Source organism: Leptospira alexanderi serovar Manhao 3 str. L 60 (assembly GCF_000243815.2).
Classification (GTDB): domain Bacteria; phylum Spirochaetota; class Leptospiria; order Leptospirales; family Leptospiraceae; genus Leptospira; species Leptospira alexanderi.
The window spans coordinates 202,501-225,313 of record NZ_AHMT02000052.1 but is presented as its reverse complement, the minus strand read 5'-3'; the positions used below and the strand labels follow the sequence as shown (position 1 = coordinate 225,313).

The window sequence follows — 22,813 nt, the reverse complement described above, 5'->3', positions numbered from 1 at the left end:
CGCCGTTTCAAGTCGCAGCATAATAATCGCTTTCGCATTTTGTTATACCGAACTCACGTTAAAATTAAAACGAAACCTTCCAAAGTTTTAAAAAGAGTTCAAGTAAAAGAATTTCAATACAAAACGTTTTACAAAAAACGTCGGAGTTCTCACAACTTCTTTCTTTTACAATCTCGTTGTAGTAAATTTAACTCTCAATCGCTATTTTCCCAAGTAAGAATTCCGGATTTTCCTGAAAATCCATAATACGCTTGGTATTCCGAATTTTCATTCTTCGGCAAAAGATTTACGTAAATCCACGCTTCGTGCGATTGGGACACTCTATTCCTATCTACCTTCAAATTGGGAAGAAAATATAAAGACACTAAAAGCGAATCTATAAAATCCGCCGTTTCCTCATCAATCCCCGCACTACACCAACCGTTCCATTTAGGTCCGATAAAATACTTCCGCAACTCCATTTGAATTTTATTTTCCGGATCCTCAATCGGAACAAAAGCCCCCTCGGCCTTCGGTTGTGAACAAACATATCCGCCTGTCTGGTTTGAATAGATCACTCCGGTTTTGTGCTCTATAATCAGCCCAATCTTTTCCATTCCCCAAAGTCTAATAATCGGTTGATTCATAATTTTAACGTTATACTACTATTAAACGACCATTTTTCAACGATGTTTGTAGGATCCTATCATTTGGCCGTTTCCACTTTATACAAAGTAGAATGAACAACAGATCCGTATTCCGCAACAAGGCCAAGCGAGGATTTCTTATAAAAATCCCGGACTCATTCCCAAATTCTTCCCAAAAAACGGATTTTCAAGAGAATTATCTGGGAAAATACTGTATCAAACCTTAAAAAATTCTCCCTGAACGCACACCGAACCGGGAGACCTGAAATAAATCTAAAACAACAAAGGGAAAAAAATGACTAGAATAGCCATCAACGGATTTGGAAGAATCGGAAGACTCGTTTTCCGTGCAGGAATCAAAGACCCTAATTTGGAATTTGTCGCAATCAATGATTTAGTTACTCCTGATAATTTGGCCTACTTACTCAAATATGATTCCACTCATGGAAGATTCCAAGGAACCGTTGAGCACACCGATAAAGAATTGATCGTAGACGGAAAAAAAGTTCTCTGCGTTTCCGAAAGAGATCCTGAAAAACTTCCCTGGAAAGACCTGAAAGTAGACTACGTGATCGAATCCACCGGACTTTTTACCGACAGAGCGGGAGCGGAAAAACACCTAAAAGCGGGAGCGAAAAAAGTCGTAATCTCCGCGCCTGCAAAGGACAAGGATATCCCCACATTCGTAATGGGTGTCAACAACGAGAAATACAACGCGGCAACCGATCATATCGTTTCCAACGCATCCTGCACTACAAATTGCCTGGCCCCGATCACCAAAGTCGTCCTTGATAACTTTGGAATCGAAGAAGGTCTGATGACTACGATCCACGCAACAACGGCGACTCAGCCTACCGTAGACGGACCTTCTAAAAAGGACTTCCGAGGCGGAAGAGGAGCGATGCAGAATATCATTCCTGCGGCGACCGGTGCGGCAAAAGCGGTGGGACTTTGTATCCCCGAAGTCAACGGAAAACTGACTGGTATGTCCTTCCGTGTTCCTACTCCGGACGTCTCTGTTGTGGACTTAACCGTGAGAACTACGAAAGAAACTTCTCTTAAAGAAATTTCCGCAAAGATGAAAGAAGCTTCCGAAGGATCCATGAAAGGAATTCTCGGTTACACAGAAGACATGGTAGTATCCAACGACTTTGTAAGTTCCACACTCTCCTCCATCTTCGACCAAGACGCTTGTATCGAACTCAACTCCAGATTCTTTAAGCTCGTTTCCTGGTATGACAACGAGATGGGATATTCCAACCGAGTTCTGGATCTGATCCGCTATATGGCGAAGAAAGGTTAATTCATGGAATTACCTAGACTTGAAAACGTCAACCTCTCGGGAAAAAGAGTTTTTCTGAGGGTAGACTTTAACGTTCCCATAGAAAACGGAAAAGTTACCGATAAAACCAGAATCGAAAAGACTCTCCCTACGATCGAACTTCTGATTAAAAAAGGAGCAAGAATAATCATTGCAAGTCATCTGGGAAGACCTAAAGGACAAACAAATCCGGAATTCTCCTTGGCCCCGGTCGTTGAGACTTTCAAAGGGCTCGTTAAGTCAAACGTCTACTTCTCTAAAACCGTAATCGGAGACGAACCTTTAAAACTTTCCAAAGAACTCAAAGACGGAGAAATCCTCGTGATCGAAAACGTCCGTTTTCACAAGGAAGAAGAAGAGAATGATCCGGGTTTTTCCAAAAAACTCTCAGCTCTTGCCGACATCTATGTGAACGACGCTTTCGGTGCCGCTCATAGGGCTCATGCATCCACAGAAGGAATCGCCCATCTCCTTCCTTCGTATGCGGGACTTCTAATGCACAAGGAAATTCTGGAACTTTCCGCTCTTCTTTCCAAACCGGCTCGTCCGTTTGTTGCTATCATCGGAGGTTCTAAGGTTTCTTCCAAGATCAAGGTTCTTACCAATCTGTTTGATAAGGTAAATCACCTTCTCATCGGCGGAGGAATGGCTTACACATTCTTAAAATCCAGAGCGGTTCCGGTGGGAAATTCTCTCGTGGAAAAAGAATTCGAAGTACAAGCGTTTCAGTTAATCGAAAAAGCCGGAGTTGCGGGAGTCGATCTCCAACTTCCGGTGGATCATATCATCGCGGATCAGTTCAGTGAAAAAGCAAAGACAAAATCCGTGGACAAAATGGGAATCTTAGACGGTTGGATGGGAATGGACATCGGTTCCAAAACGGTTTCGAACTACGAAAAGATTATCAAAAACGCTGGAACCATTTTTTGGAACGGACCAATGGGCGTGTTTGAAATGGATAAATTCGCAGGCGGAACCATGGCCATCGCCAAAGCGATCGCCAAGTCCAAAGCAAAGACGGTAGTTGGCGGAGGAGATTCCATCGCTGCGATCAACAAAGCAGGAATTGCCGACAAGATTACCCACATTTCTACCGGTGGAGGTGCCTCTCTCGAGTTTATGGAAGGAAGAAAACTTCCGGGGGTGGAAGCTCTCAAGAAAAAAGCTTCCGAATAAAGGTTACCTATTTTATGCGAACTTCGGAAATTTAGAGTTAGGCGTAATAGCAATTTAAAGTATCCTTAGAAATTAAATAGGAAGAAAATAAAATGGCCAGAAAAGTTTTTTACAGTTTTCATTACAAACCAGACAATTGGAGGGTTTCACAGGTTCGAAATATTGGTTCGATAGAAGGTAACCAACCGGCCAAAGATAACGATTGGGAAACGATTACTAAAGCAGGAGACAAGGAAATTCAAAAATGGATAGACGATCAATTGTATGGCCGATCCTGCACTATTGTCTTGATTGGGGCCAATACTTCCGAAAGAAAATGGATAAACTATGAGATTAAGAAAACCTGGGACAGTAACAAGGGCATTTTAGGAATTTACATTCACAATTTAAAAGGCTCTGACGGAAACAAAAGTAGCCAAGGGGCAAACCCTTTTGCTACTTTTACAATCAACGAAGGGAAGACCAACTTATCCTCGGTTGTAAAAGCTTATAACCCACCTTACTTAGACAGCAAAGAAGTTTATAATTACATAAGCAGTAACATATCCGATTGGATAGATGAAGCTATACTAATAAGAAATGCCAACTAAGAAAAAAAATAGGATCTCAGAAGAAGCAATTCAAGCACATCTAACTTTATTGCAATCAATCATCCAGAGGATGGCAACAAATAGTTCTTCGTCTAAAGCTTGGTGTATAGCAATTGTTTCAGCTATGTTGGTTATTGTTGGTGAAAAGGGGCAGGCAAATTACTTGTTCATAACATATATTCCAACATTGCTTTTCTTTTCTCTAGATTCGTATTACTTGGCTCTTGAAAAAAGTTTTCGAAATTCATATAACGAGTTTATAGATAAATTACATGAAAAAAAAATTAAACCGGCTGATTTGTATGTTATAGCCCCTAAAGGGAGCTTCTTTAATGACATACGTAAATCACTTGTTTCATTCTCAATTTGGCCTTTCTACGGGACTTTATTGGGTATGGCTTACTTTGCTAAATATCTTAGTTATTAAGAATTTGGCTGATTAGATCTTTGTTAATTTACTAAACATATAAATAGTTTCTTTCTTGCTCAAAAGTTATACAATATTCAAATTGGTTGAATGCCTAAGGTTTTCGAAAGAAATGGATTTAAATTCTTCTTTTTTGCGAATGAGGGAAATCCAAGAGAACCAGTTCACATTCATGTAAGAAAGGGAGAGAAATTAGCTAAATTCTGGTTAAAGCCGAATGTTTTATTAGATGATAATTACGGATTCAGTTCAAAAGAATTAAATTGGATTGAAGAAGAGATTGAAAAGAATTTAGATATAATTCAAGGAAAATGGAATGATTTCTTCGGTATCTGAAGCAAAAGCCCAAAGAATTTGGTTTGATGAAGACAATCTTTGGTTATCTCTCTATGACGGCAGAACTTTATCTGTACCTCTCGCATACTTTCCTAGATTAAGAAAAGCTAGCAAAAATCAGCTTCAAAAGTTTGAAATTAGTGGAGGAGGAACAGGGTTACACTGGGATGATATCGACGAAGATATTAGTGTTCCTGGTTTGCTTCTCGGTACTGGTGATCTTACCCAGCGTAATAAGTCTGTATAAATTCTTCCTCCAAGTACTTCGAGATTCCATCGCTGCGATCAACAAAGCAGGAATTGCCGACAAGATTACCCACATTTCTACCGGTGGAGGTGCCTCTCTCGAGTTTATGGAAGGAAGAAAACTTCCGGGGGTGGAAGCCTTGAAGAAAAAAGCTTCCGAATAAAGGTTACCTATTTTATGCGAACTTCGGAAATTTAGAGTTAGGCGAAATTTGGCGCCACAGGGATCACGTATTCGTCACAATATGTCGTAGCATACTAGTCCCAAGGCATGACCAAGAACTCAATGGATGATACTTCAACCACTCATAGGCGCAATCTGCTCCTATGGTCCTTACAGGCTCTAGCTCAGCCAGCGGATGTTCAAGTGAGGCTCTTTCCTGATTTTGTCTCTAAAGCCGATGAGCTCGCCCTAGATTTTGATTCTGCCTACCGCTCTGCCCGTCATGTTGCCGATATTGTTCCGACCAACCTGCAAAAGGACGCTCTTGACGCCATCGATGCCAAACTGGCCGGTTTTTCAGGCGAATCCAACGCTGCCCTCTGGACTGAATCCGCTCTCGCCCGCGAGCCAATATGGCAGGAAGTCCGTTCTCTCGCCAAAAGAGCCCTGGATGCTTTCAACTGGTCGCTTGGTCCACCGCCTTTTGAACCCAAAGATCGCGGTAGCACTTACGTAAGGGGATAAATGTCTTCCTGTCGGCCCATCGGCAGTTCAAGGCCAATGCTTAATACGTTGTACGGAAAGCGGCGCCAAACATCGCATAACTCGGTGTAAACGCTCCGCTCCTCCGCTGCACTGCGTTTCGCTCCGGTGCTCGGTCCTTGCGCTCTCGCTCGCAACCGGCTCACCCTATTCGGCTCGTTGCGGACGCGCGCAAATTTGGAAGAAGAAAAGCGCGCACCGCGCTTCGGACAAATTGGCCTCCGGCCAACTTCGTTTACACCCAATACGTTAGGCGACATTCCTAAGGATTATTCGTAAATCAATAAGTAATATTGCAAAAGTTAAAAATTCGATTCACAATTAATACGAATTAAAATCAAGTATTTAGAACGATAAAAGCTATATTCGTCCGGATAAATATGAATAAGATTTCTGATGGTAAAAAATTAGAGGAGGATTTTGCAAGTGGGCAAAAAGAAACCTCGAATATGGTTTTACAGAACTCAGAACTTTAGTCAATGGAAGTAGTTCTGCCAGACCATATGAAGTAGATATCCGCGGAGCAATCTATCATAGAAAATACGAATTAATTAAGAAATTTGGTATTGCAGGAATAATTTTATCTGTAGTCGCATTTATGGATATTGTTCCCGGCTTTAAAAAATTAGCCGAAAATAATTTTCAAAAACAGCTTCCTGAAATTGCAGGCTCTACGCTGATTACTTGCGGATTAATTGCATTAGGTATTTGGTATTTGGTATTTTGGCAAAGAAAGAGAAGTCGAAAATCATTGGATCGAATGTAAAGATTTAAAAGGAAAAGTAAAAAGAAAGGATGTAATGAAATTATCCGCATCAGTTGATGATGTAGCAGAAAATAAAACTGCTTTATGGAAACCCGATAGAGTAATTATCGTATCATCAAATGGTTTTGATCGAGATGCATTAGCAATTGCAGCAAGTAAGGATATAATTTGTTACGAAAAATCGGGAAGAAGCTTTAAAGAAGTATTTTTGTAAATTAGGACCGATCGCCTAACTACGGCTTCGGGATCGCTTATGCGCCCCTTGCTTGGCCTTCGGCACATTTGTTTTGTCACTCGACTTGCGAGACGTTCGCTATGGCTCACTCAAGTCTCGTGCCAATACTTCCGCGCGTTTAGCGCGCTTCAGAACCGCAAACGTCGAGAAGCCTATTTCGTTAGCCGAAATTCGCGCTCAGACCGGAGAAGACTACTGTGGTTTGTCGGGCCCCGATAGTCAAATACGCTTAACCGCGCAAAAACCTGCATCAGTTTCCAGCGTTTCAGAAACTGATGCTCGATGGAAAGGCCAAATTCGACAGGAATGGCAGGTTGCGCTATTTGGACGGCGCACCGGTTGGTGACATGTTATTGGTCAGGCTGAGTAAGAATCAACAACCGATCTACAAGGAGTTGGCTGATGAGTGGTTCGATCCAAACACAAGAGTTTCGTTTGGCCTTAAGTCCATATCGGGACTGCGCATCGCTTGAATAACATATGGACCGCGAGACGGCTCAGTTTTTGGACAAGTACATCTTCCCCGAGTTGCACGACCTCAATACAGGTTTTGATGTCCCCGCAATTCGCTATTTTAGTAAAGACGACTTCGAAATCATCCTCCACCGTTGCGCGAAATTTGGAGTCCAAGTCTTGGGGATCGAACCCTGGCCAGACGGGAAATTCGGCGGTGTTAAGACGTATGAGGACTACACTGACGACCCTGCAGATTCCGTTTGGTATCGATCCGCGTTTGAGGAGTTTCTTGCAGAAGGTATTATATCTCACTTCGCCGCGTCCTACGCGGTTCCGAAAGACGTCTTGCGTCGACACACTCACTGAGCGCGACCTTCGTATAACTTCACATACACGCTGCGGCCTCCCTGGTCGGTTCCTCGGCCACATTCGCCTCCGGCGAACGTCGAGAAGCCTATTTCGTTATGCGAACATGCCCCAAATCCTGCTCGAAGAGGCTAAATTAGCGATTGACAGATGACAGTATATATACTACCATCTAAATATTGAAAGTCGTCTTAGATACAAATGTCCTTTATCAAGCGTTAAGAGCAAAAAAAGGAGCTTCGCGAGCAATTCTGGAATTAATTTTCGATCAGAAAATTAAGTTAGGATTATCAATACCAGTATTTAAAGAATACGAGGAAGTATTAAATAGACAGACTTCGAAAGTAGATCTTGGAATTAATAATAAAGAAATAAAAAAGATATTGGGATTTATTGCTTACATAAGCTATCCGCAGACGATTTATTTTGCCTTTCGTCTAAGCTTGCGCGATGAAGATGATAATCATTTTGTGGAACTTACATTAGCCTGTAATGCGGATTATTTGATTACTAGTAACGTAAAAGATTATCTAATAGATAACGATTTAAAATTTCAGGATTTGAAAGTTATAACGCCATCAAATTTTATGAACTATTGGCGGGAGAATTATGAAAACAAAAGCTAGTGTATTAACTATTAGAATTCCTTCTGAACTGAAGCATAAAATTGAAAAAGTGGCTGAAGAGCAGGGCGTTTCAATAAATCAGTTAGCATTATACGCATTTACCAAAGAAATTCAAGATCTTGAAACTTCTCAATATTTTGAAAAATATTACAAAGGTAAAACTAAGAAGCAAATTTTCGCAGACTTTAGGAATGTACTTTCTGAGATCAATAGTGACGGCAAAATTCTTGTTTGGGATAAATTATAATATTTAATAATCGGGGCACGTCGGCTAACTTCGTCTCCTCGCTTCGTTCGGGATTGCTATCGCAACCCTCACTCCGGCTCTGCACATTGCTTTGCCACTTCGGTTCGCGAGACGTTCGCTAAGGCTCACTCGAACCCCGTGTCAACCGCATCGCGCATAGGCGCTCGCGGCCGCAACGTCGAGGAGACCCTTTCATTAGGCGGCATTTTTTAAATTCTACATTTATGAAGAAAAATGATTTCGAGTAATAAAATTAATAATATTTGTCCTCTATTAACGGATTCTTTTATGAATACTGAGATTGATGATGGAATTATCACCACTTACAGCAGTTTTTTAAAGAAAAGCAGGAAACAGTTAGGACAATTTGAAAGTTTCATACTAAAATTACATGACTCGAAAATAAGATCTATTTTGCGCAATCAAGACGATTTAGATATTGCTTTATTAGATATTGCTTTATTAGATATGTCATTATCAGAAAAGACATATGAAATAGAGAATCGATTTACCTCTGGCGTCGGCAATATTGATTTTCCATCAATTTTACGTTTTAAGAAAGTAATTTCGGCGAGAAGTTATAAAGTAACTGAATGAAAAGGGCTTTTTAAAGCGAGTCAAAAAGGAAGAAAATAAAAGTAAATTCATCTACCTATTTGAAGAATTGATTGGTATATCTGAGAATTCGATTTGCTTGGCGATTGTGCTTTTTAATGATTCTGGAAAGATAATGAAAGACCGGTATCGACTACTTCTTGTTGAAGCAGAGCGAATTGAAGTAATTGAAAATCACGAAAAGATTTGGGAGAGTCACTTTAATAGTCAATATTTAGATACTTATCGGGAATATCGATGTACTCTCCCTGAGCTATTGACAAAAAACGGCGCTTAACTGCGCGGCTCCATTCGCTCGGGATTGCTTTGCAACCCCTCGCTTCAGGCTTTGCCAAATTCGGCTTTGTCACTCGTCTTGTTAAGCAAGTCTCGCGCCAAGTGCTTACGCACGCGCCGAACTTCAGAGCCGCTATTTCGTTAGACGACAACCAGTAGATTTTCTGAAATATAAGGAAGATCGAAATTATGAGTTCAATAACCAATGAAATCTTTCCACAGGAATCTTTCGAATTTCTTTCTCCGTGTTCGGCCAGGGAAATTTACTTTCCTCAAGTCGCTTCTGCCAAAGACAAAATCCTGTCCTGTCCCAATACAGCATTTTGAGTTTGTCTTTCTTACGATTGCAGAAGAGAAACACGCTTTCTCCATATGGATCCTTTTTCATTCTCCCTTCTACGATCATCGCAAGTGTATTGATCGATTTCCTTAAATCCGTGGGACTTGGGCGCAAATACACTTTGCTATTTCCTGGGTTTAACTCCATGGAACAAACTCCAGTTAAAGATTGATTTGGAGATGTACTTTGCCGCTTCCATCTATTTTGAATGTGAGAAAGTCAGCACTTGCTGAAGATACTTCGAGCTCTCTTGGAATTTCTAAGAATCGATCCTCTTCCAATACATTCTTTCGTCTTGCCCAGCGATATCGAAACGTCGCATATTGGATTCCTCGTTTCCTACAATACTCACGTTGGAATATCCTGCTTTCGGAAAAACCCGCAAATTCTTGCGACCATTCTATTTTTGACTTTTTCATCATCATAGATTAGCTCAGATTCTATATTTAAAAAAGGTGGACGTAATTGGACGGTTACATTTACAACTATGCACATGGTGACTATTCATGACCCCATCTTACCTGCCACATAGTGAGGCGCTTGTTTTTTGCGAAGAACGTTATAACCGCTGGGTCGCAGAATATCACGAAAATCCACTTGCTGCACCGCGAAGAACGGATATCACATTGGTACCCCTAATTAACGTGAGTTCGGTGTAAGAAATCCATGATTCATTTTTCTGTAGGAAGTTCAATTTGAACTTTATAAATTTATTCTTAAAATGTGGGAACTACAACAATCGCGATTTTACGAACAAATTCTAAAAGTAGGGACTCCTACTTTTAGAAAATTCTTTCTCATTTTCTTATATCGAACTCACGTTAAATAAGGAATACAATAAGACGGTTCAATGAGAAGCGACAAAAATCACAAGAAACGCTTTGGATGAAAAAATTCTAATTTGTAAATTTAAATTGAGTCGTTTCTGTCTTCGCATTATTCTGGCGAATCATATGAAAGTTTCATTTTTAGTCCAATCCAAATTGTTTGTTTGTCTTTGGTATTCGAAGAAGATCCGCTTGAGAAGTTCGTTTTTGATTTTAGTTTTCATTCTTTTCATCCATTGCAACCCTCAAAACTCGGAAAACAAAAATGATGAGAACATTTTGGCTTGGATCGTAAGCAACACGCGCTCCGAACGAGATCGGTCGGTTCAAGAAGTGCCTGGTATTCCGGATATAGTCATTCCAGAGGGAATTTCTTCTCTCATTCCAGCGAAAACGCCGCAACAGCTTCCATCGATTGGACGGATCTAGGTACAAAGTCTTTTGCAGCGTCTTGCAATCAATTTGGAGATCCTTTTGGAGACGGCAGAACTCATATTCAAAAAATCCTTCCTACGACCAAGTTAATCGTAGAAGTTCATTTTTCTGAGGACGTAAATGGCGGAAACCTCGAGGTTACTCGGCAGGGAATTTCTATTCCGGGAAATTTGACATTCCCAGACGCAAGAACCGCAAGATTTGAATCGAATGATACCGCTGACTTTAGTTTTCGATTTCCTTATTCGGCCACTGCTTCCGGATTTACGAGAACAGGAAATGCAACCGCAATTTCTCCGGTCACTTGGCGCTTTCGTTCCAATTTTTCCGGAACGGCACAAGCAAACTCCACTCTCACGGAGATTTGTAATCCAGTAAACGGAAAGAATCAATGCACCGTCACGGCGGTTCAAAAGTTAACGGAAGAAATCCAGGATCTGACTCGCCAAAACGACTTGGGTTATTTTTTCTCCGATCTGTTTTACTTCGACAGCGGCGGAAATCAATACGGGCTCTTTGCTACGGAATGTATGAATATGATTGCAATTTCGGCCAAAGCGCAGAGTAAAGAATTTTGGTTTTTGGAAACGAGCTTAACGTTACCAGACATTCCAACGATCCCCAAAGCCGGACGATATGGCATCGACAGCATGACAGTGGCGGATACCGCGAATTTCGACGGACTCGCCCCCATTCAGGTTACCGTCTTCGAAAAGAAGTAGAAATTTCGGTTCTTGAGCCCCTTTTTCAATTCGAACAACGTACGTTTTCAAGTTATTCGAGGATTGATGATTGAAAACATTTTCTTTTTTGTCCGGATCGGACTTTTGTTTTTCGATCGATTCCGAGCAAAAAAATTCGCTTCTTTCACATCTCTTAAAAAATCCTTGAAGCCATTCCCCTTTCTTACAAACTCTTCCCAGTTTTATCGGAATCATCCATCAAGAGGAACTCGCATGCGCAAAACGATAATCGCCGGAAACTGGAAAATGAATCTCTCCGAAAAAGAGGCTCTATCTTTGGCACATTCGATTAAAGAAAAAATCCCTTCCATTTCTAAAGGTAGAATTTCTATGATTTTTCCTTCTACATTGCATCTTGCGGGTGTTGCGAAAATTTTACAAGGAACAGAAATTCTAGTCGGAGCACAGAATGTGTATCCTTCCGGGCTTGCGGCCTTCACCGGTGAAACCTCACCGGAACAACTAAAAGAACTCGGCGTGAAGGTCGTTATGATCGGACATTCGGAAAGAAGACAATTTCTAGGCGAGACCAATTCCTTTTGTAACGAAAAGATTCATTTTTTACTAAAGAACGATTTTATCGTGCTCTATTGTGTAGGCGAAACTCTTATAGAAAGAGAATCTGGAAAAACCTTCGAGGTAATTTCTTCCCAAATTCGGGAAGGTTTGAAAGGAATCCACAGCCATTCTTTTTCCAATCTGGTCCTGGCTTATGAACCGGTCTGGGCGATCGGAACCGGAAAGGTGGCAACACCAGCACAAGCACAAGAGGTACACTCTTTTATTCGTAAGGAAATAGCCGGCCTATTCTTAGGCGCGAAAGAAATTGCGGAATCCATCTCAATTCTATACGGAGGTTCCGTAAAACCGGACAACATACAAACCCTATTAAAGGAAAAAGATCTAGACGGAGGACTCGTAGGAGGAGCCAGTCAAAAAATAGATTCTTACGCGGGTCTGTTCTAATATCAAATCAAACTCCGATAAAGAGTATTTTAATTGTCAGGCCTTCCGGGCTTCATAATTTGGTAAAGGATTCAATTTTTTCTCAGGAACTGATATGTTAAACGGAGTGATTCTAACCCTTTTTGTTTTTGTTTCTCTCTTTCTGGTTTTACTCGTTATGATCCAGACCGGTAAAGGAGGAGGACTTTTAGGAGGAGGCTCCAGTCAATCTGTTTTCGGTTCTTCCACGGCGGATGTTCTTACCAAGGCCACGCGTGTGACCGCAATTTTATTTATCATTCTTTCTCTTTTTCTCTCTTTTCTTTTTGCTAAAAAAGAAGACAGATTGATGCCGGAAACAGTTCCCGCCCTGATAAAAACACCACCTGAGGAGACTAAAAGTGAAACAAATACACCCAATACGGCTCCTGCGACACCATCTTCTGTTCCGACAACCAACCCTTAATTCCGGATGGAAACAGATCGAGAAATTTTTTTTTCACAAAGAAAATCCTTCTTCGAACTCTGTTTCATTTTTTCTTAACTTCCTGATTATCTTTCTCGTATTCACAAATCTTTCCGTATATTCCCAAAACGAAGACACGCATAAGAACAAACCCTCGGATACGGCTTCCATCTTAAACAGAAGGATCTTAAAAATCTACGAAGATCTGGGAGCTACCCGGGATTTGTTGAAAGTGGAGAGAATAGAATCCGTTCCAAGCGGAATCTATGTTACCTTTCTTGGAACCTATCCGAATCGAAAAGGAATCAAAATCGTAAAACATTCTTTTCAGGAAAAAAAGAACGGTATCGAAAAGGCTGAGAGCAAATCCATTCTTTTGGAATTTACGGGAACCACTCTTTCCAAAGTTGTGACGGAAGTGAAAGCGGAAAATATGGACGGTTCCGATACGACTCTCATTCGCTTAACGGATGAAACCCCTCTCGATCAGAATGTGGATGATATTGTTCTACAAGCGGACCAAAATGGGAAAGAAGTTCGTTACCCAATCCAACTTCTTTCGGATGATCGAGATAAATCCGATTTTAAGCAGGAATTTTACTTAAAACTTCTGGAAGATTTTCTGATCCAACTTCTAAGACTCCAAGAAATGCAACGCCAGGAATCGGCAAAAAATAAAAAAAAGTTACTGCAAACTTTTAAAGATTCTCTATAATATTGAGTCTTCATGTCCTCGTTGCAGGAAAATCTCTTAGAAAGAGCGGGTGAACTTCAATCCATCTTGGATGGGATTACCGAGCCGTTGGTATTGATTGATCCGGGATTTCGCATCCGCAGAGTAAATCGATCCACACTGGAATTTTCCGGTCAATCTTCGTTCTCTTCCATTATAGGAAAAAAATGCTACGAAGTTCTCTACAACCGCGGCGATGTCTGTCCTTATTGTCCGATGAAAGAGATGCAACCGGAGGAAGAGAACTTCAATCAATACTTTGAGTATCCCAAATCGGATGTGAACCGAGAAATTTTCCATTCCGTTAGGGGCCAAAAAGAAACTCTCTATTTGGACTTTTATCCGATCGAAAAAGATAGTGTCATCGGTTCCGTTCTCGAAAAGGTAAGTAATATCACTCGAATCAGGGAAAAGGAAGAAGAGAATTTAAGAATCCGCAACCTGGCCTCTTTGGGAATTTTTATTTCAGGAGTCGCGCACGAACTCAACAATCCACTTACCGGTATGAGTTTAACTCTTCAAAGTCTTTTGAACAACCTAACTTCGATCGACCCAGAGTTTTTCCGGAAACGTTTGGATATGATGAAAGAAGATCTAACTCGCGCCGCGATGATCGTAACAGACATCATCAGTTTTGCCAAACCAGATCGTTTGATGACTACGACTGTAGACATATACGAAACTATTCAAAAAGCAAAGGAAAACGTAATCTGGGTGTATCCTGTTCTTTCTAAAAATATCACCTGGGAAATTCTCTGCGAACCCGGAACCACATTTCAATTTAATCCGGTGAAGATGGAACGTCTTTTTATCAATTTATTTAAGAATTCTCTGCAAGCCTTCGACTATGGAGAAGGAAAAATCCGTGTGGAAGTCCGTAAAACGAGAAATATGGTACATATCATCGTGGAAGACAACGCAGGAGGAATCCCTGACAATCTGATCGACAAGATATTCTCCCCTTTCTTTACAAAAAATAAAACCGGAATCGGAACCGGACTCGGACTTTCTATTTGCCATTCCATTGTCAGGGAACACAGCGGAGAATTATCGGTTAAGTCTTTCGAAAAAAAAACCAGATTTCGAGTGTCCCTCCCTCTCACACAAAATCACGGATATTCTTCCTGATGTATCGTATTCTTATCGTTGAAGATATTCATTCAATCCGGGAGGCGATTAAGGATTTACTTTCTGGAAAATATAAAATTTTCGACGCGGAGAATTACGACGAAGCGATTCGTATATTAAAAAGCGAAGAGATTCATCTGGTCATTACCGATATTCGAATGCCGGGTAAAACCGGTTTGGATTTGATCAAAACGATCCAACACGAATTTCCCTACGTTCTTTATACGTTGATGACGGCTTACAATATCAACGACTATATCAACTTCGCGCACAAACACGGTATCTGGAATATTATTCCCAAATATTCCTTCTTGGATATCAAGTTGATCTCGGTAATGGTTCATAAACTCCTCACCAGAGATATTTTCGGAGTGGAAAAATATTTTGGACCGGAATTCGTCATTCAAGAATCCAAAGAAGAAGATAAGGATTTTTCAGTTCCTAACTCGAACGGAATCGTTTTCAAAAGAATCTACTCGGACGAACAAAGAAATTTTCTCTGTAATCGAATCGCTAAGTTTCTCGTGGAAAAAGGAGCGCCGAACGCGATCAATCAAATCCTGGAAGAGCTTACCTCCAATGCGATGATCCGTGCACCGAGAGATTCCAAAGGAAATTACAAATATCAGTACGAACTTCCTTCCCGAGATCTTGTTATCCCTATGGAAAACATTCAACTTGCAGAATCTGATTTTTTCGAGATCGGCTACGGAATCGCCGAGAACACCTTCATCATCGTGATTCGGGATCATTTCGGTTCTTTAGATAAGAAGGAAATTTTAAAACGACTGGATCGCCACATCACGGTAGACGAATCTACCGGATTTCCACCGGGGCTTGCGGACTCACACGGTAGAGGTTTATATATCTGTCGGGAAATTTCAGATCAATTGATCTTTAATATTGAAAAAGAGAAAAGAACCGAAATTATCGCCCTTCTCGATAAACAAGGGAATAAAAGTTATAAGTCTCTTTCCATTTACGAAGTTTGAACGAATTCAAAAAGCATAATTCTCCGGAATCATCAATTTAATACTTTTATTATTTTGTATATTAGAAATTGTTAAGAATCAAAGATTTCGATAAAGAAATAGTTCTTTTCCAGTTTCCAATACAACAGAACCGTTTTTACCGGAAGGGAAAAATCGCGCCGGAAGATCGGTACTTTTGATCCTCTCCTTTTTTAAAATGTTTCCGTTTTCATCGATGAAAAGAATTTCCTGATTTAACTCGACGGCAAACCAGTCTCCGTTGTGAAATACGGTCTGATATACTCCGTTATTCGACTTTCGTTTTATATTTAGAATTTTTTTACCAGAAATATCATAGTATTCAACCTGATTCGGAGCCGAAATGAGAACTTCTCCCGTATTAGAAATCGCTAAATACAGTTTATGAGGATAAATCGTATCTAATTCGAACGAAGAAATCTCCTTCCCGTTTCTTTCTAAAACGAGAATCCTATCCTTATTTGCATTCATAAGATGAATCGCCGTTTTAGTTCCATCTGGAGAAACAGAAATACTTTTTGCAAAAACCGGATTTTTTTCGGAACCGAGATCTCTCCTGATCTGAATCTCACCTTTTGCATCCAGAACGAATAATTCTCCTCCCGAAAAAAGAACTCCCGTTATCAACGAGGCCGGAGCAAACGCATAATCGGTCAAAAATCTCCCGTCTATTTTTCCGGCTCCGGTAACGTTCCCGTTGATATCCGATAAAATCACCTGGTTATGATCCCCAGCGATTAAAAGCACAAGATTGCCAGAAGGAGAAATTCGGGGATAACTTCTATACTCCTTTGTCCACAACATCTCTCCGGAAGGAGAATAAAAATTCACCTCGGAGCCTATCTTTTTGTATTCGAGATACCCTTTCGTATTCAAAGGATATTCGATTCTATTTGTATCGCCAAGCGCGACTCCTCTCGTAAACTGGATAGGATAATACGAATTCTCGAATTTATACCCGTTGATTGTTTCTTCCGGATTCCATAAAAATCTTGGATCAGGTATCATTCCTACGTGCGCCGATTTGGAAAAGGCCCACACTTTTTGAATTCCGATCGCAGTGGAATACGGGTTTCCAAGAAGATAAAAAAACAATACGGAAAAAAATAAACCGAATCCCGCTATGGAAAAGTGCTTCATACAGACCTCTTCAAACGATTGTATAATAAATAAATTCCAGTATGGGCGGCAAATTCTCGGAAAGAATTTCTCGGGAACGGAAAGTAGTGTTCGTGAATTTCGGTTTCTCCGTTTTTTTGTCCTATCCCGATATAGACAAGCCCCACTTTTTTTTGGGGAGTTCCGCCTCCCGGTCCTGCGATTCCGGTGACGCTGATCGAATAATCGACTCCAAGAGCGTCTAACGCTCCTTCCGCCATTTCTTTCGCCGTTTCCGCGCTCACGGCTCCAAACTCGTCCAACGTGCCGCGTTTGACTCCGAGAAGTCCGGACTTTACGCCGTTATCGTAGGAGACCACTCCTCCGTAAAAATACTCGGAAGATCCGGGGACATCCGTAAGCGTTTTGGCGATCAATCCGCCGGTACAACTTTCGGCAGTCCCTACTTTGATTTTTCTTTCCACCAATAACTTCGGAAGTTCCTCGAATACGTCCGGCGTGGATTTGAGTCCATAGACCGTATCCAGTTTTTGGAGTAGATCCTCGACTAACGTGCGATCGGCGGATTGAAAACTTACTCGGATATATCCTCTTTTTGCCGCTACTCCCCATATTACCTTTCCGTCCGCTATGGTATTTTCTTTGGAAATAAATTCTTTTTGAAATTGCGACTCGCTCATCCACCAGATAAATCGAAATCCAGAGTAGAGTTCTCGGGACGAATACGTCTTTAATATCCAAGGAGCGAACTCTTCCCGGAACATTTCGGTCATTTCTCCCGGAACACCAGGCATACAACCTAGATGCGCGTTTTCTGCCAGTGATAAGATAAAACCCGGTGCAATTCCGACAGTGTTATTTAATATGATAGAACCTTCCGGAACGGATACTTGTCGGATCGCTGTCTGCATTGCTTCCTGAAAATTTCTTCCACGAAGTTTATAAAAGGTTTCTATTCTTTGTCTTGCGACCGGGCTTTCTTGGGTGGCAACCCCCTTTAACCTACAAACCACTTCCAGAGTATAATCGTCCCCCGTAGGTCCAAGTCCTCCGGTCATCACCAAAAGAATCGAAGTTTCCCTCGTAGCGAGTTCGGTTAACGTTCGCAATTCTTCCAGTATAACGACCGGATCGTCAGGCAAAACAACAAACTTGGAAACAGTGAAACCCATCCCAAAAAGTTCGTTTGCAATCCAGGAGGAATTCGTATCCTGACTTCTTCCTGCCGTAAGTTCCGAACCCGTAGATATTACGATAATTTTAGGAAAAGACATCAGCTTTCCTTTTCCATTTTTTCCGGAGCGGAAACACCGATCAACCCGAGCCCTTCCGCAAGCACGCTCTTTGCCGCAAGACAAATTCTTGCAAGTCCAAGACGCACGTCCGGAGACGCGTCCTTTAGTCTATTAGTCTTTCCTAAATAAAAACCGGTAAAGGCCTTTGCAAAACTCTGTAGATAATTGGTGACACGATGCGGCTCCATCGCATTTGCAGAATCAAATATTTCCTCGGGAAACCTTGCGATCCAAAATAAAAGTCTTTTTCGCTCTTCGGACATTTCCAATGATTTGGCCGCTTCGGCTGAACTTTCCGTTCCCACCTCTCGAAAGATGGAACAGATTCTTGCATGAGCATATTGCAGATAAAAAACCGGATTTTTATCCGACTGGTCCTGGGCCAGGTCTAAATCAAAATCGAGAGGTGCGTCCAGGGAACGCATTACAAAAAAGTAACGTCCTACGTCTTTACCGTGTTTTCCCAAAAATCCGATGAGATCACTCATCGTTTGAAAGGAACCAGCACGTTTACTCATCTTTACTTTCTGTCCCGATTCGAGTAGATTGACTTGTTGTGAGATTATCACTTTAAAATTCTCTTTTTTATATCCCAGTGATTGTATCGCTCCGGCAAGTCTTGCGATATAACCGTGATGATCGGGTCCCCAAATATCGTAGATTCTATCGTATCCGCGTTCGATCTTATCCTTATGATAAGCAATATCCGCCAAAAGATACGTTGGCCTTCCATCGTCCCGAACGACAACCCGATCCTTGTCGTCTCCGTATTCCGTGGACCGAAATATTTTTTTCCCGTCTTCTTCGAAGATTTTTCCGGCTTTTTCCAAATCTTTCATCACCGCAAGAACCTTGTCGGTCTCGTGTAACGTGCGTTCACGGAAGTAATTGTCGAATTCAACTCCGAACGAATCCAAATCCTTTCTCTGCCAATCAAGATTGTTCTCCACGGTCCAGATAGAACAAAGCTCCGCGAGTTCACGGTATTTTTTTTCCTTTAATAACGTTTCGATCTTAGAGGATTTTTTCGGATCTTTTAAAAGAGCATTTGCAATATCCTTTATATACTCGCCTCGATAACCCTCAGCCGGTAATATATTCTTTTCCAAAATCGTATCTATCGGCGTAGTATCGTCCGTTTCTTGTTGGGCGCTGGGTTCTCCCTTTATTTCTCGGATCCGAACCAAAGTGGAAACTCCGAGCAAAAAAACCTGATTTCCGTAGTCGTTGATGTAAAATTCCTTGTCCACATTATGACCGATCGCATTTAAAAGAGAAGCCATAGCGTCTCCGTTTGCTGCGGCTCGTGCGGAAACTATGTTGAGCGGACCTGTTGGATTTGCGGATACGAATTCTAAGTTAATCTTGAGAGGACGTTCCACTTTCGGAAAATAATTTCCAGAAAGAATGGAGCTTTCTATGTATCCCAAAAGATACGATGGGGAAATTCTGAAATTTACGAAGCCGGGAGGGGTAAAATCCACTTTTTCGAAAAGGTCAGTCCGTTTTTGCAGGATCTCCACTAGATCTTTCGATACTTGAATCGGATTTCTTTTTAGTAATTTAGAATTTTCTAATGAAAACGAGGTGGAATAATCTCCAAATTTTTCATCTCTGGAATATTCGACTTTTATTCGAAGCAAACCTTTTTCCACGTCCGGAAACGAGGCAATTAGGGAATCAATCCCTTCCTCCAGTGACTTTAATACGATTTGTTTGAGCGTTTCATTTTCTTTCATATGTCGAGCGATCCATAGAGAGCGAGACAAGCAACGAGCAAAATATTGCGAGTGGTTTCTAACGAAGTTGGAAAAGAGAGCGATCCATAGGGAGAGAGGTTGAGTTTTACATAGACATTGTTTCTCTGCGTAGCTGAGATGAGCAGTCTTTCGTAAAATGTGGGAACTCCTACGAAGTTCGGTGAGACCGGGTCCGGGGAAAACACGAAAGAATTTCCCGAAGAGGGGGACGCGAGACGCGACTTTTCCAAGGGGAAAACTTCCCTTTTTGCTTCAATTTCTTTCATAAAAATCCTTATTGCAAAACTAATCCGTACGAAACCATACAAGCTGTTTTGTCGCCAATTTCGAAAGGAATAGTTGATTTCATTTCCTTTCGTAAAACACGTTCTTTTTCCAGGAATTTTCCCAACTCAATTCCAACTGCTGAAATACAGTTTTTTTCAAATCCATTACGGAAACAAGAATAGTCCGCTTACCTCTCGCTTCTACAACGGTCGGGATTTGTCTGGGAGTAAATTTTTGATCCCATCGGATATCCAAAATCACAAGAAACAATAGAACACAGAAATAAAACGAAAAGAGTACTGTTTTAAAAAAATTTTCCAAGATTCTCTCCCAATGCATCGTAGAGAGTAAGCGTCGATTTCAACCTCTTTCTCAAAATAGGTTCGAGCATCTCATTGCAAATTCTGTCCAGGTCCAAGATGTTTTCAACGGATATTTTTCTCTCTTTTAAATCCCGAAATCGAAGCATCAAAAATGTCTGTATCCACTGCGCCAAACCCAAATCGTTCCTATCCCCATGAAGACAATTTCCGCATATAAGTTCGAAAGGAGAAGTCTGCAAAGTGACGGATACCATCTTTTTCAACTCCGTTCCACAGGAATGACAAACAAGTTCCTTGGAAAGAAAACCTCCAGAAACGAGAAGGCGTAATTTAAAAAAAGGAAGAATCAACTCGGAAGGACCATTTTCCTCCAATTCCTCCAATGCCCCGGAAAGAAGTCGAAACTCGCCCGGATGCTCCGCTCCGTCCGGAGTGAAGGAGGAAACGAGTTCCACAAGATACGACACGAGCACCGCCGCGAAATATCCGGACTTAGCCCTGTCGAATCGATTGATAAGCGAAATCTCTTTGACGTTATACGTCTCTTTGTTTTTGGAATGATAATAGTCCACGTCGGAAAGAGAACCGGGCTCCACTGACGCGATCGGCCTGGTTTTACTTTTTCGAATTCCGCGCACGCGAAAATTTTCCACCTGCCCAATCTCGGGAAGAAGACGAATGAGGGCGTCTCCTTCTTGAATCGTTCTAGACTCCAAGACAATTCCGCGTATTTTTTTCAAAGCTCCCGGAGAATTTCCAGACATTCATCCTCCTTTAATTTCATGATCCGTTCCTCTTCCTCTCCGCGTTCGTGATCATAACCGAGGAGATGTAAAAAACCGTGAACCAAAAGACGGTAAAACTCGTCCTTAACAGAATGTCCGATTTCTATGGCTTGTTTTTCAAGAGTATCTATAGAGATCACAATTTCGCCTAATGCGATCGGAGGTAATGAATTCGAATCAAAACCCTTTCGTTTTTGAAGAACGTTTTGTAAAGGCGAACTACCGAACTCCAACGGAAAGGAAAGTACATCCGTCGTTTTGTCCTTTCCACGACGCAAACGATTGATTTCCCTCATATCGGAATCACCGACGAGCAAAAGGCTGAGTTCACATCGAAAATCCTTTAGTTCCTTACGGAAAAGAATCCCACAATTGAAAATTACCTCCGTTTCGTTCCACCAGGAAATATCCCCGTAGTCGTTGGAAATGGAGACCGAATCTGCAATCAGTTTGTTTTCCCCGAAGCGGCCTTGGTCTGCTTATATCCGTTCATGGAATTTAACGCATTCTTTTTTTCCAATGCTTTGGTGGCTTCCATACTCGGATATTTTGGTCTGGAATGAAGGCTGGACAATAATACTTCTTTAAACGAAGCTTTGATTACTTCCAGATCGCCTAACGTAAGTCCGCATTCGTCTAATTGATTCTCGGCGAGTTTGATCCCGATAATTTTGGTGATGAGGTTGTCCAAAGACTCAGGAGTAATCTCCTCCAACGAACGAGACGCCGCTTCGAGAGAATCCGCAATCATTACGATAGCAGTTTCTTTTCTCTGAGGTTTAGGACCGGGATACTGAAAGTCTTGTTTTTTCAGTTTCTTTTTCTGAGTCGGAGAAAGTTCGGACAATGCCTTGTGATAAAAAAACGCCATCGTTGAAGTTCCATGGTGTTCGGGAATGAAGTCAATTACCTCTCTCGGAAGTCTGGCTTTCTTCGCCATTTCAATTCCGTCTAACACATGATCAATGACGATCTTGGCCGCAAGTGCCGGATTGTTTTTGTCGATATTCTCTTTTTTCGGGATCAAATGTTGATTTTCCACAAAGAACCCGGCATTCGGGATTTTACCGATATCGTGAAAATACACTCCTACTCTTGTCAAAAGCCAATCCAAACCCAGATTTTGACAGGCGCGTTCCGAAAGAGCCGCAACTAAAAACGTATGTGTGTACGTGGAAGGCGCTTTGGTCAAAAGATCCTGTAATAGAGGATGACCAGTGTCCGCAAGCTCCATCAGTTTAAAACGAGTCGGAACGTTGAATAGATATTCGTAAATCGGAAGCAAAAACTGCGCCGCGGTGGAACAAGCAAATCCGTTGATCAGACAAAGAACATACAATTTGAATATATTCGACTCGACCAAATCCTTGATCCAAGATCCGCTCGGAATCGCCACCCAATAGTTACGAGAATCGAACAAATAACCGCTGGAAGCGATGACGATCTGAACCCCCGCGATGTACAAACCCGCTTTGATAAAGTCGATTCGTTTTTTTAGATTTCTTCCATAACTCGCAGAAACGATACAAGAGACGAATCCGAGCATAAACGAAGTCGGATTGTAGTGCGAGGCCATAAAAACGAAAAAGGAAAGATAAAATCCGATCGCGATAGAAAGTTGT

At 41.5% G+C, this 22,813-nt stretch carries 30 protein-coding genes and 1 pseudogene (1 of these 31 cut by a window edge); 20 read left to right on the top strand and 11 right to left on the bottom strand.

Annotated elements, in window-relative coordinates; genetic code table 11:
* Window positions 1-194 precede the first annotated feature (194 nt).
* Window positions 195-626 (bottom strand): DUF6210 family protein, encoded by a 432-nt coding sequence (locus LEP1GSC062_RS17210; protein ID WP_010578286.1) that lies wholly within the window; start codon window positions 624-626, stop codon window positions 195-197.
* Window positions 627-921: 295 nt separating this feature from the next.
* On the opposite strand from LEP1GSC062_RS17210, the gene gap reads away from it, so the two are divergent.
* The 14 genes and pseudogenes from gap to LEP1GSC062_RS17140 all read left to right on the top strand — a co-directional run bounded on the left by gap (window position 922) and on the right by LEP1GSC062_RS17140 (window position 8,721).
* On the top strand, window positions 922-1,929 hold the full coding sequence (gene gap / locus LEP1GSC062_RS17205; RefSeq protein ID WP_020984845.1) for a type I glyceraldehyde-3-phosphate dehydrogenase: 1,008 nt from the start codon (window positions 922-924) through the stop codon (window positions 1,927-1,929).
* 3 nt (window positions 1,930-1,932) lie between these two features.
* Window positions 1,933-3,123, top strand: a complete 1,191-nt coding sequence (locus tag LEP1GSC062_RS17200) for a phosphoglycerate kinase (RefSeq protein WP_010578287.1) — start codon at window positions 1,933-1,935, stop codon at window positions 3,121-3,123.
* A gap of 92 nt (window positions 3,124-3,215) precedes the next feature.
* A complete protein-coding gene (locus LEP1GSC062_RS17195; RefSeq protein WP_010578288.1) occupies window positions 3,216-3,713 on the top strand; it encodes a TIR domain-containing protein in 498 nt (165 codons plus the stop codon).
* Entirely contained in the window at window positions 3,703-4,140 is a 438-nt protein-coding gene (locus LEP1GSC062_RS17190; protein WP_016758767.1) for a hypothetical protein, read from the top strand. The genes LEP1GSC062_RS17195 and LEP1GSC062_RS17190 overlap by 11 nt, the downstream gene beginning before the upstream one ends.
* A gap of 90 nt (window positions 4,141-4,230) precedes the next feature.
* A complete protein-coding gene (locus LEP1GSC062_RS17185; protein ID WP_004503550.1) occupies window positions 4,231-4,476 on the top strand; it encodes a DUF4160 domain-containing protein in 246 nt (81 codons plus the stop codon).
* Window positions 4,457-4,723 (top strand): DUF2442 domain-containing protein, encoded by a 267-nt coding sequence (locus tag LEP1GSC062_RS17180; protein WP_010578289.1) that lies wholly within the window; start codon window positions 4,457-4,459, stop codon window positions 4,721-4,723. Before LEP1GSC062_RS17185 ends, LEP1GSC062_RS17180 begins: the two co-directional genes overlap by 20 nt.
* Window positions 4,724-4,745: 22 nt before the next feature.
* Window positions 4,746-4,886, top strand: a pseudogene (gene pgk, locus LEP1GSC062_RS17175) (phosphoglycerate kinase); the annotation flags it as partial.
* Between the two features lie 122 nt (window positions 4,887-5,008).
* On the top strand, window positions 5,009-5,410 hold the full coding sequence (locus LEP1GSC062_RS17170) for a hypothetical protein (RefSeq protein ID WP_010578290.1): 402 nt from the start codon (window positions 5,009-5,011) through the stop codon (window positions 5,408-5,410).
* 616 nt (window positions 5,411-6,026) lie between these two features.
* Window positions 6,027-6,194, top strand: coding sequence for a hypothetical protein (locus LEP1GSC062_RS23725; protein WP_162142175.1), 168 nt, complete (start codon window positions 6,027-6,029; stop codon window positions 6,192-6,194).
* A 34-nt stretch (window positions 6,195-6,228) separates the two neighbouring features.
* Window positions 6,229-6,408 carry a hypothetical protein gene (locus LEP1GSC062_RS17165; RefSeq protein WP_039942479.1) on the top strand — a complete coding sequence of 60 codons (180 nt, stop codon included), beginning with the start codon at window positions 6,229-6,231 and terminating at the stop codon, window positions 6,406-6,408.
* Window positions 6,409-6,957: 549 nt separating this feature from the next.
* Window positions 6,958-7,251 carry a hypothetical protein gene (locus LEP1GSC062_RS17155; RefSeq protein WP_208855150.1) on the top strand — a complete coding sequence of 98 codons (294 nt, stop codon included), beginning with the start codon at window positions 6,958-6,960 and terminating at the stop codon, window positions 7,249-7,251.
* A gap of 179 nt (window positions 7,252-7,430) precedes the next feature.
* Window positions 7,431-7,877 (top strand): putative toxin-antitoxin system toxin component, PIN family, encoded by a 447-nt coding sequence (locus LEP1GSC062_RS22290; protein ID WP_010578293.1) that lies wholly within the window; start codon window positions 7,431-7,433, stop codon window positions 7,875-7,877.
* Entirely contained in the window at window positions 7,861-8,124 is a 264-nt protein-coding gene (locus LEP1GSC062_RS17145) for a toxin-antitoxin system HicB family antitoxin (RefSeq protein ID WP_010578294.1), read from the top strand. The genes LEP1GSC062_RS22290 and LEP1GSC062_RS17145 overlap by 17 nt, the downstream gene beginning before the upstream one ends.
* Before the next feature lie 288 nt (window positions 8,125-8,412).
* Window positions 8,413-8,721 (top strand): hypothetical protein, encoded by a 309-nt coding sequence (locus LEP1GSC062_RS17140; RefSeq protein WP_139357263.1) that lies wholly within the window; start codon window positions 8,413-8,415, stop codon window positions 8,719-8,721.
* Window positions 8,722-9,202: 481 nt separating this feature from the next.
* On the opposite strand, the gene tnpB is transcribed toward LEP1GSC062_RS17140, so the two are convergent.
* Together tnpB and tnpA are read right to left on the bottom strand one after the other, a co-directional pair.
* Window positions 9,203-9,502 carry an IS66 family insertion sequence element accessory protein TnpB gene (gene tnpB, locus LEP1GSC062_RS17135; protein WP_078125315.1) on the bottom strand — a complete coding sequence of 100 codons (300 nt, stop codon included), beginning with the start codon at window positions 9,500-9,502 and terminating at the stop codon, window positions 9,203-9,205.
* A gap of 14 nt (window positions 9,503-9,516) precedes the next feature.
* Window positions 9,517-9,780: an IS66 family insertion sequence element accessory protein TnpA gene (gene tnpA / locus LEP1GSC062_RS17130; protein WP_010578298.1), complete on the bottom strand. Its 264-nt coding sequence runs from the start codon at window positions 9,778-9,780 to the stop codon at window positions 9,517-9,519.
* Window positions 9,781-10,466: 686 nt separating this feature from the next.
* On the opposite strand from tnpA, the gene LEP1GSC062_RS17125 reads away from it, so the two are divergent.
* The 6 genes from LEP1GSC062_RS17125 (at window position 10,467) to LEP1GSC062_RS17100 (ending at window position 15,624) form a co-directional block, all read left to right on the top strand.
* Window positions 10,467-11,339, top strand: coding sequence for a hypothetical protein (locus LEP1GSC062_RS17125; protein ID WP_010578299.1), 873 nt, complete (start codon window positions 10,467-10,469; stop codon window positions 11,337-11,339).
* 234 nt (window positions 11,340-11,573) lie between these two features.
* On the top strand, window positions 11,574-12,326 hold the full coding sequence (gene tpiA, locus LEP1GSC062_RS17120; RefSeq protein ID WP_039942530.1) for a triose-phosphate isomerase: 753 nt from the start codon (window positions 11,574-11,576) through the stop codon (window positions 12,324-12,326).
* 94 nt (window positions 12,327-12,420) lie between these two features.
* Entirely contained in the window at window positions 12,421-12,771 is a 351-nt protein-coding gene (gene secG, locus LEP1GSC062_RS17115) for a preprotein translocase subunit SecG (protein ID WP_010578301.1), read from the top strand.
* 16 nt (window positions 12,772-12,787) lie between these two features.
* Entirely contained in the window at window positions 12,788-13,486 is a 699-nt protein-coding gene (lenA, locus tag LEP1GSC062_RS17110) for an endostatin-like outer membrane lipoprotein LenA (RefSeq protein ID WP_078131922.1), read from the top strand.
* Between the two features lie 12 nt (window positions 13,487-13,498).
* Window positions 13,499-14,632, top strand: a complete 1,134-nt coding sequence (locus LEP1GSC062_RS17105; RefSeq protein WP_010578303.1) for an LIC_12097 family sensor histidine kinase — start codon at window positions 13,499-13,501, stop codon at window positions 14,630-14,632.
* Window positions 14,632-15,624 (top strand): response regulator transcription factor, encoded by a 993-nt coding sequence (locus LEP1GSC062_RS17100; protein ID WP_010578304.1) that lies wholly within the window; start codon window positions 14,632-14,634, stop codon window positions 15,622-15,624. Before LEP1GSC062_RS17105 ends, LEP1GSC062_RS17100 begins: the two co-directional genes overlap by 1 nt.
* Before the next feature lie 78 nt (window positions 15,625-15,702).
* On the opposite strand, the gene LEP1GSC062_RS17095 is transcribed toward LEP1GSC062_RS17100, so the two are convergent.
* From LEP1GSC062_RS17095 to LEP1GSC062_RS17060, 8 genes are all read right to left on the bottom strand, one after another.
* Window positions 15,703-16,782, bottom strand: coding sequence for a PQQ-binding-like beta-propeller repeat protein (locus LEP1GSC062_RS17095; RefSeq protein WP_010578305.1), 1,080 nt, complete (start codon window positions 16,780-16,782; stop codon window positions 15,703-15,705).
* Window positions 16,779-18,035 carry a nicotinamide-nucleotide amidohydrolase family protein gene (locus LEP1GSC062_RS17090; RefSeq protein WP_020984959.1) on the bottom strand — a complete coding sequence of 419 codons (1,257 nt, stop codon included), beginning with the start codon at window positions 18,033-18,035 and terminating at the stop codon, window positions 16,779-16,781. Before LEP1GSC062_RS17090 ends, LEP1GSC062_RS17095 begins: the two co-directional genes overlap by 4 nt.
* Window positions 18,035-19,795, bottom strand: a complete 1,761-nt coding sequence (gene argS / locus LEP1GSC062_RS17085; protein WP_020984931.1) for an arginine--tRNA ligase — start codon at window positions 19,793-19,795, stop codon at window positions 18,035-18,037. Before argS ends, LEP1GSC062_RS17090 begins: the two co-directional genes overlap by 1 nt.
* Window positions 19,792-20,082: a hypothetical protein gene (locus LEP1GSC062_RS22285; RefSeq protein WP_020984968.1), complete on the bottom strand. Its 291-nt coding sequence runs from the start codon at window positions 20,080-20,082 to the stop codon at window positions 19,792-19,794. Before LEP1GSC062_RS22285 ends, argS begins: the two co-directional genes overlap by 4 nt.
* Window positions 20,083-20,161: 79 nt before the next feature.
* Window positions 20,162-20,404: a hypothetical protein gene (locus LEP1GSC062_RS17075; RefSeq protein WP_010578308.1), complete on the bottom strand. Its 243-nt coding sequence runs from the start codon at window positions 20,402-20,404 to the stop codon at window positions 20,162-20,164.
* Entirely contained in the window at window positions 20,388-21,170 is a 783-nt protein-coding gene (gene recO, locus LEP1GSC062_RS17070) for a DNA repair protein RecO (protein WP_010578309.1), read from the bottom strand. Before recO ends, LEP1GSC062_RS17075 begins: the two co-directional genes overlap by 17 nt.
* Window positions 21,143-21,508, bottom strand: a complete 366-nt coding sequence (ybeY, locus tag LEP1GSC062_RS17065) for an rRNA maturation RNase YbeY (protein WP_010578310.1) — start codon at window positions 21,506-21,508, stop codon at window positions 21,143-21,145. The genes recO and ybeY overlap by 28 nt, the downstream gene beginning before the upstream one ends.
* Before the next feature lie 128 nt (window positions 21,509-21,636).
* On the bottom strand, window positions 21,637-22,813 hold the final stretch of the coding sequence (locus LEP1GSC062_RS17060) for an HD family phosphohydrolase (RefSeq protein WP_010578311.1). 1,244 nt of this gene lie beyond the right edge of the window; 1,177 of the gene's 2,421 nt are visible here — the last part of the coding sequence; its start codon lies off the right edge, out of view; its stop codon occupies window positions 21,637-21,639.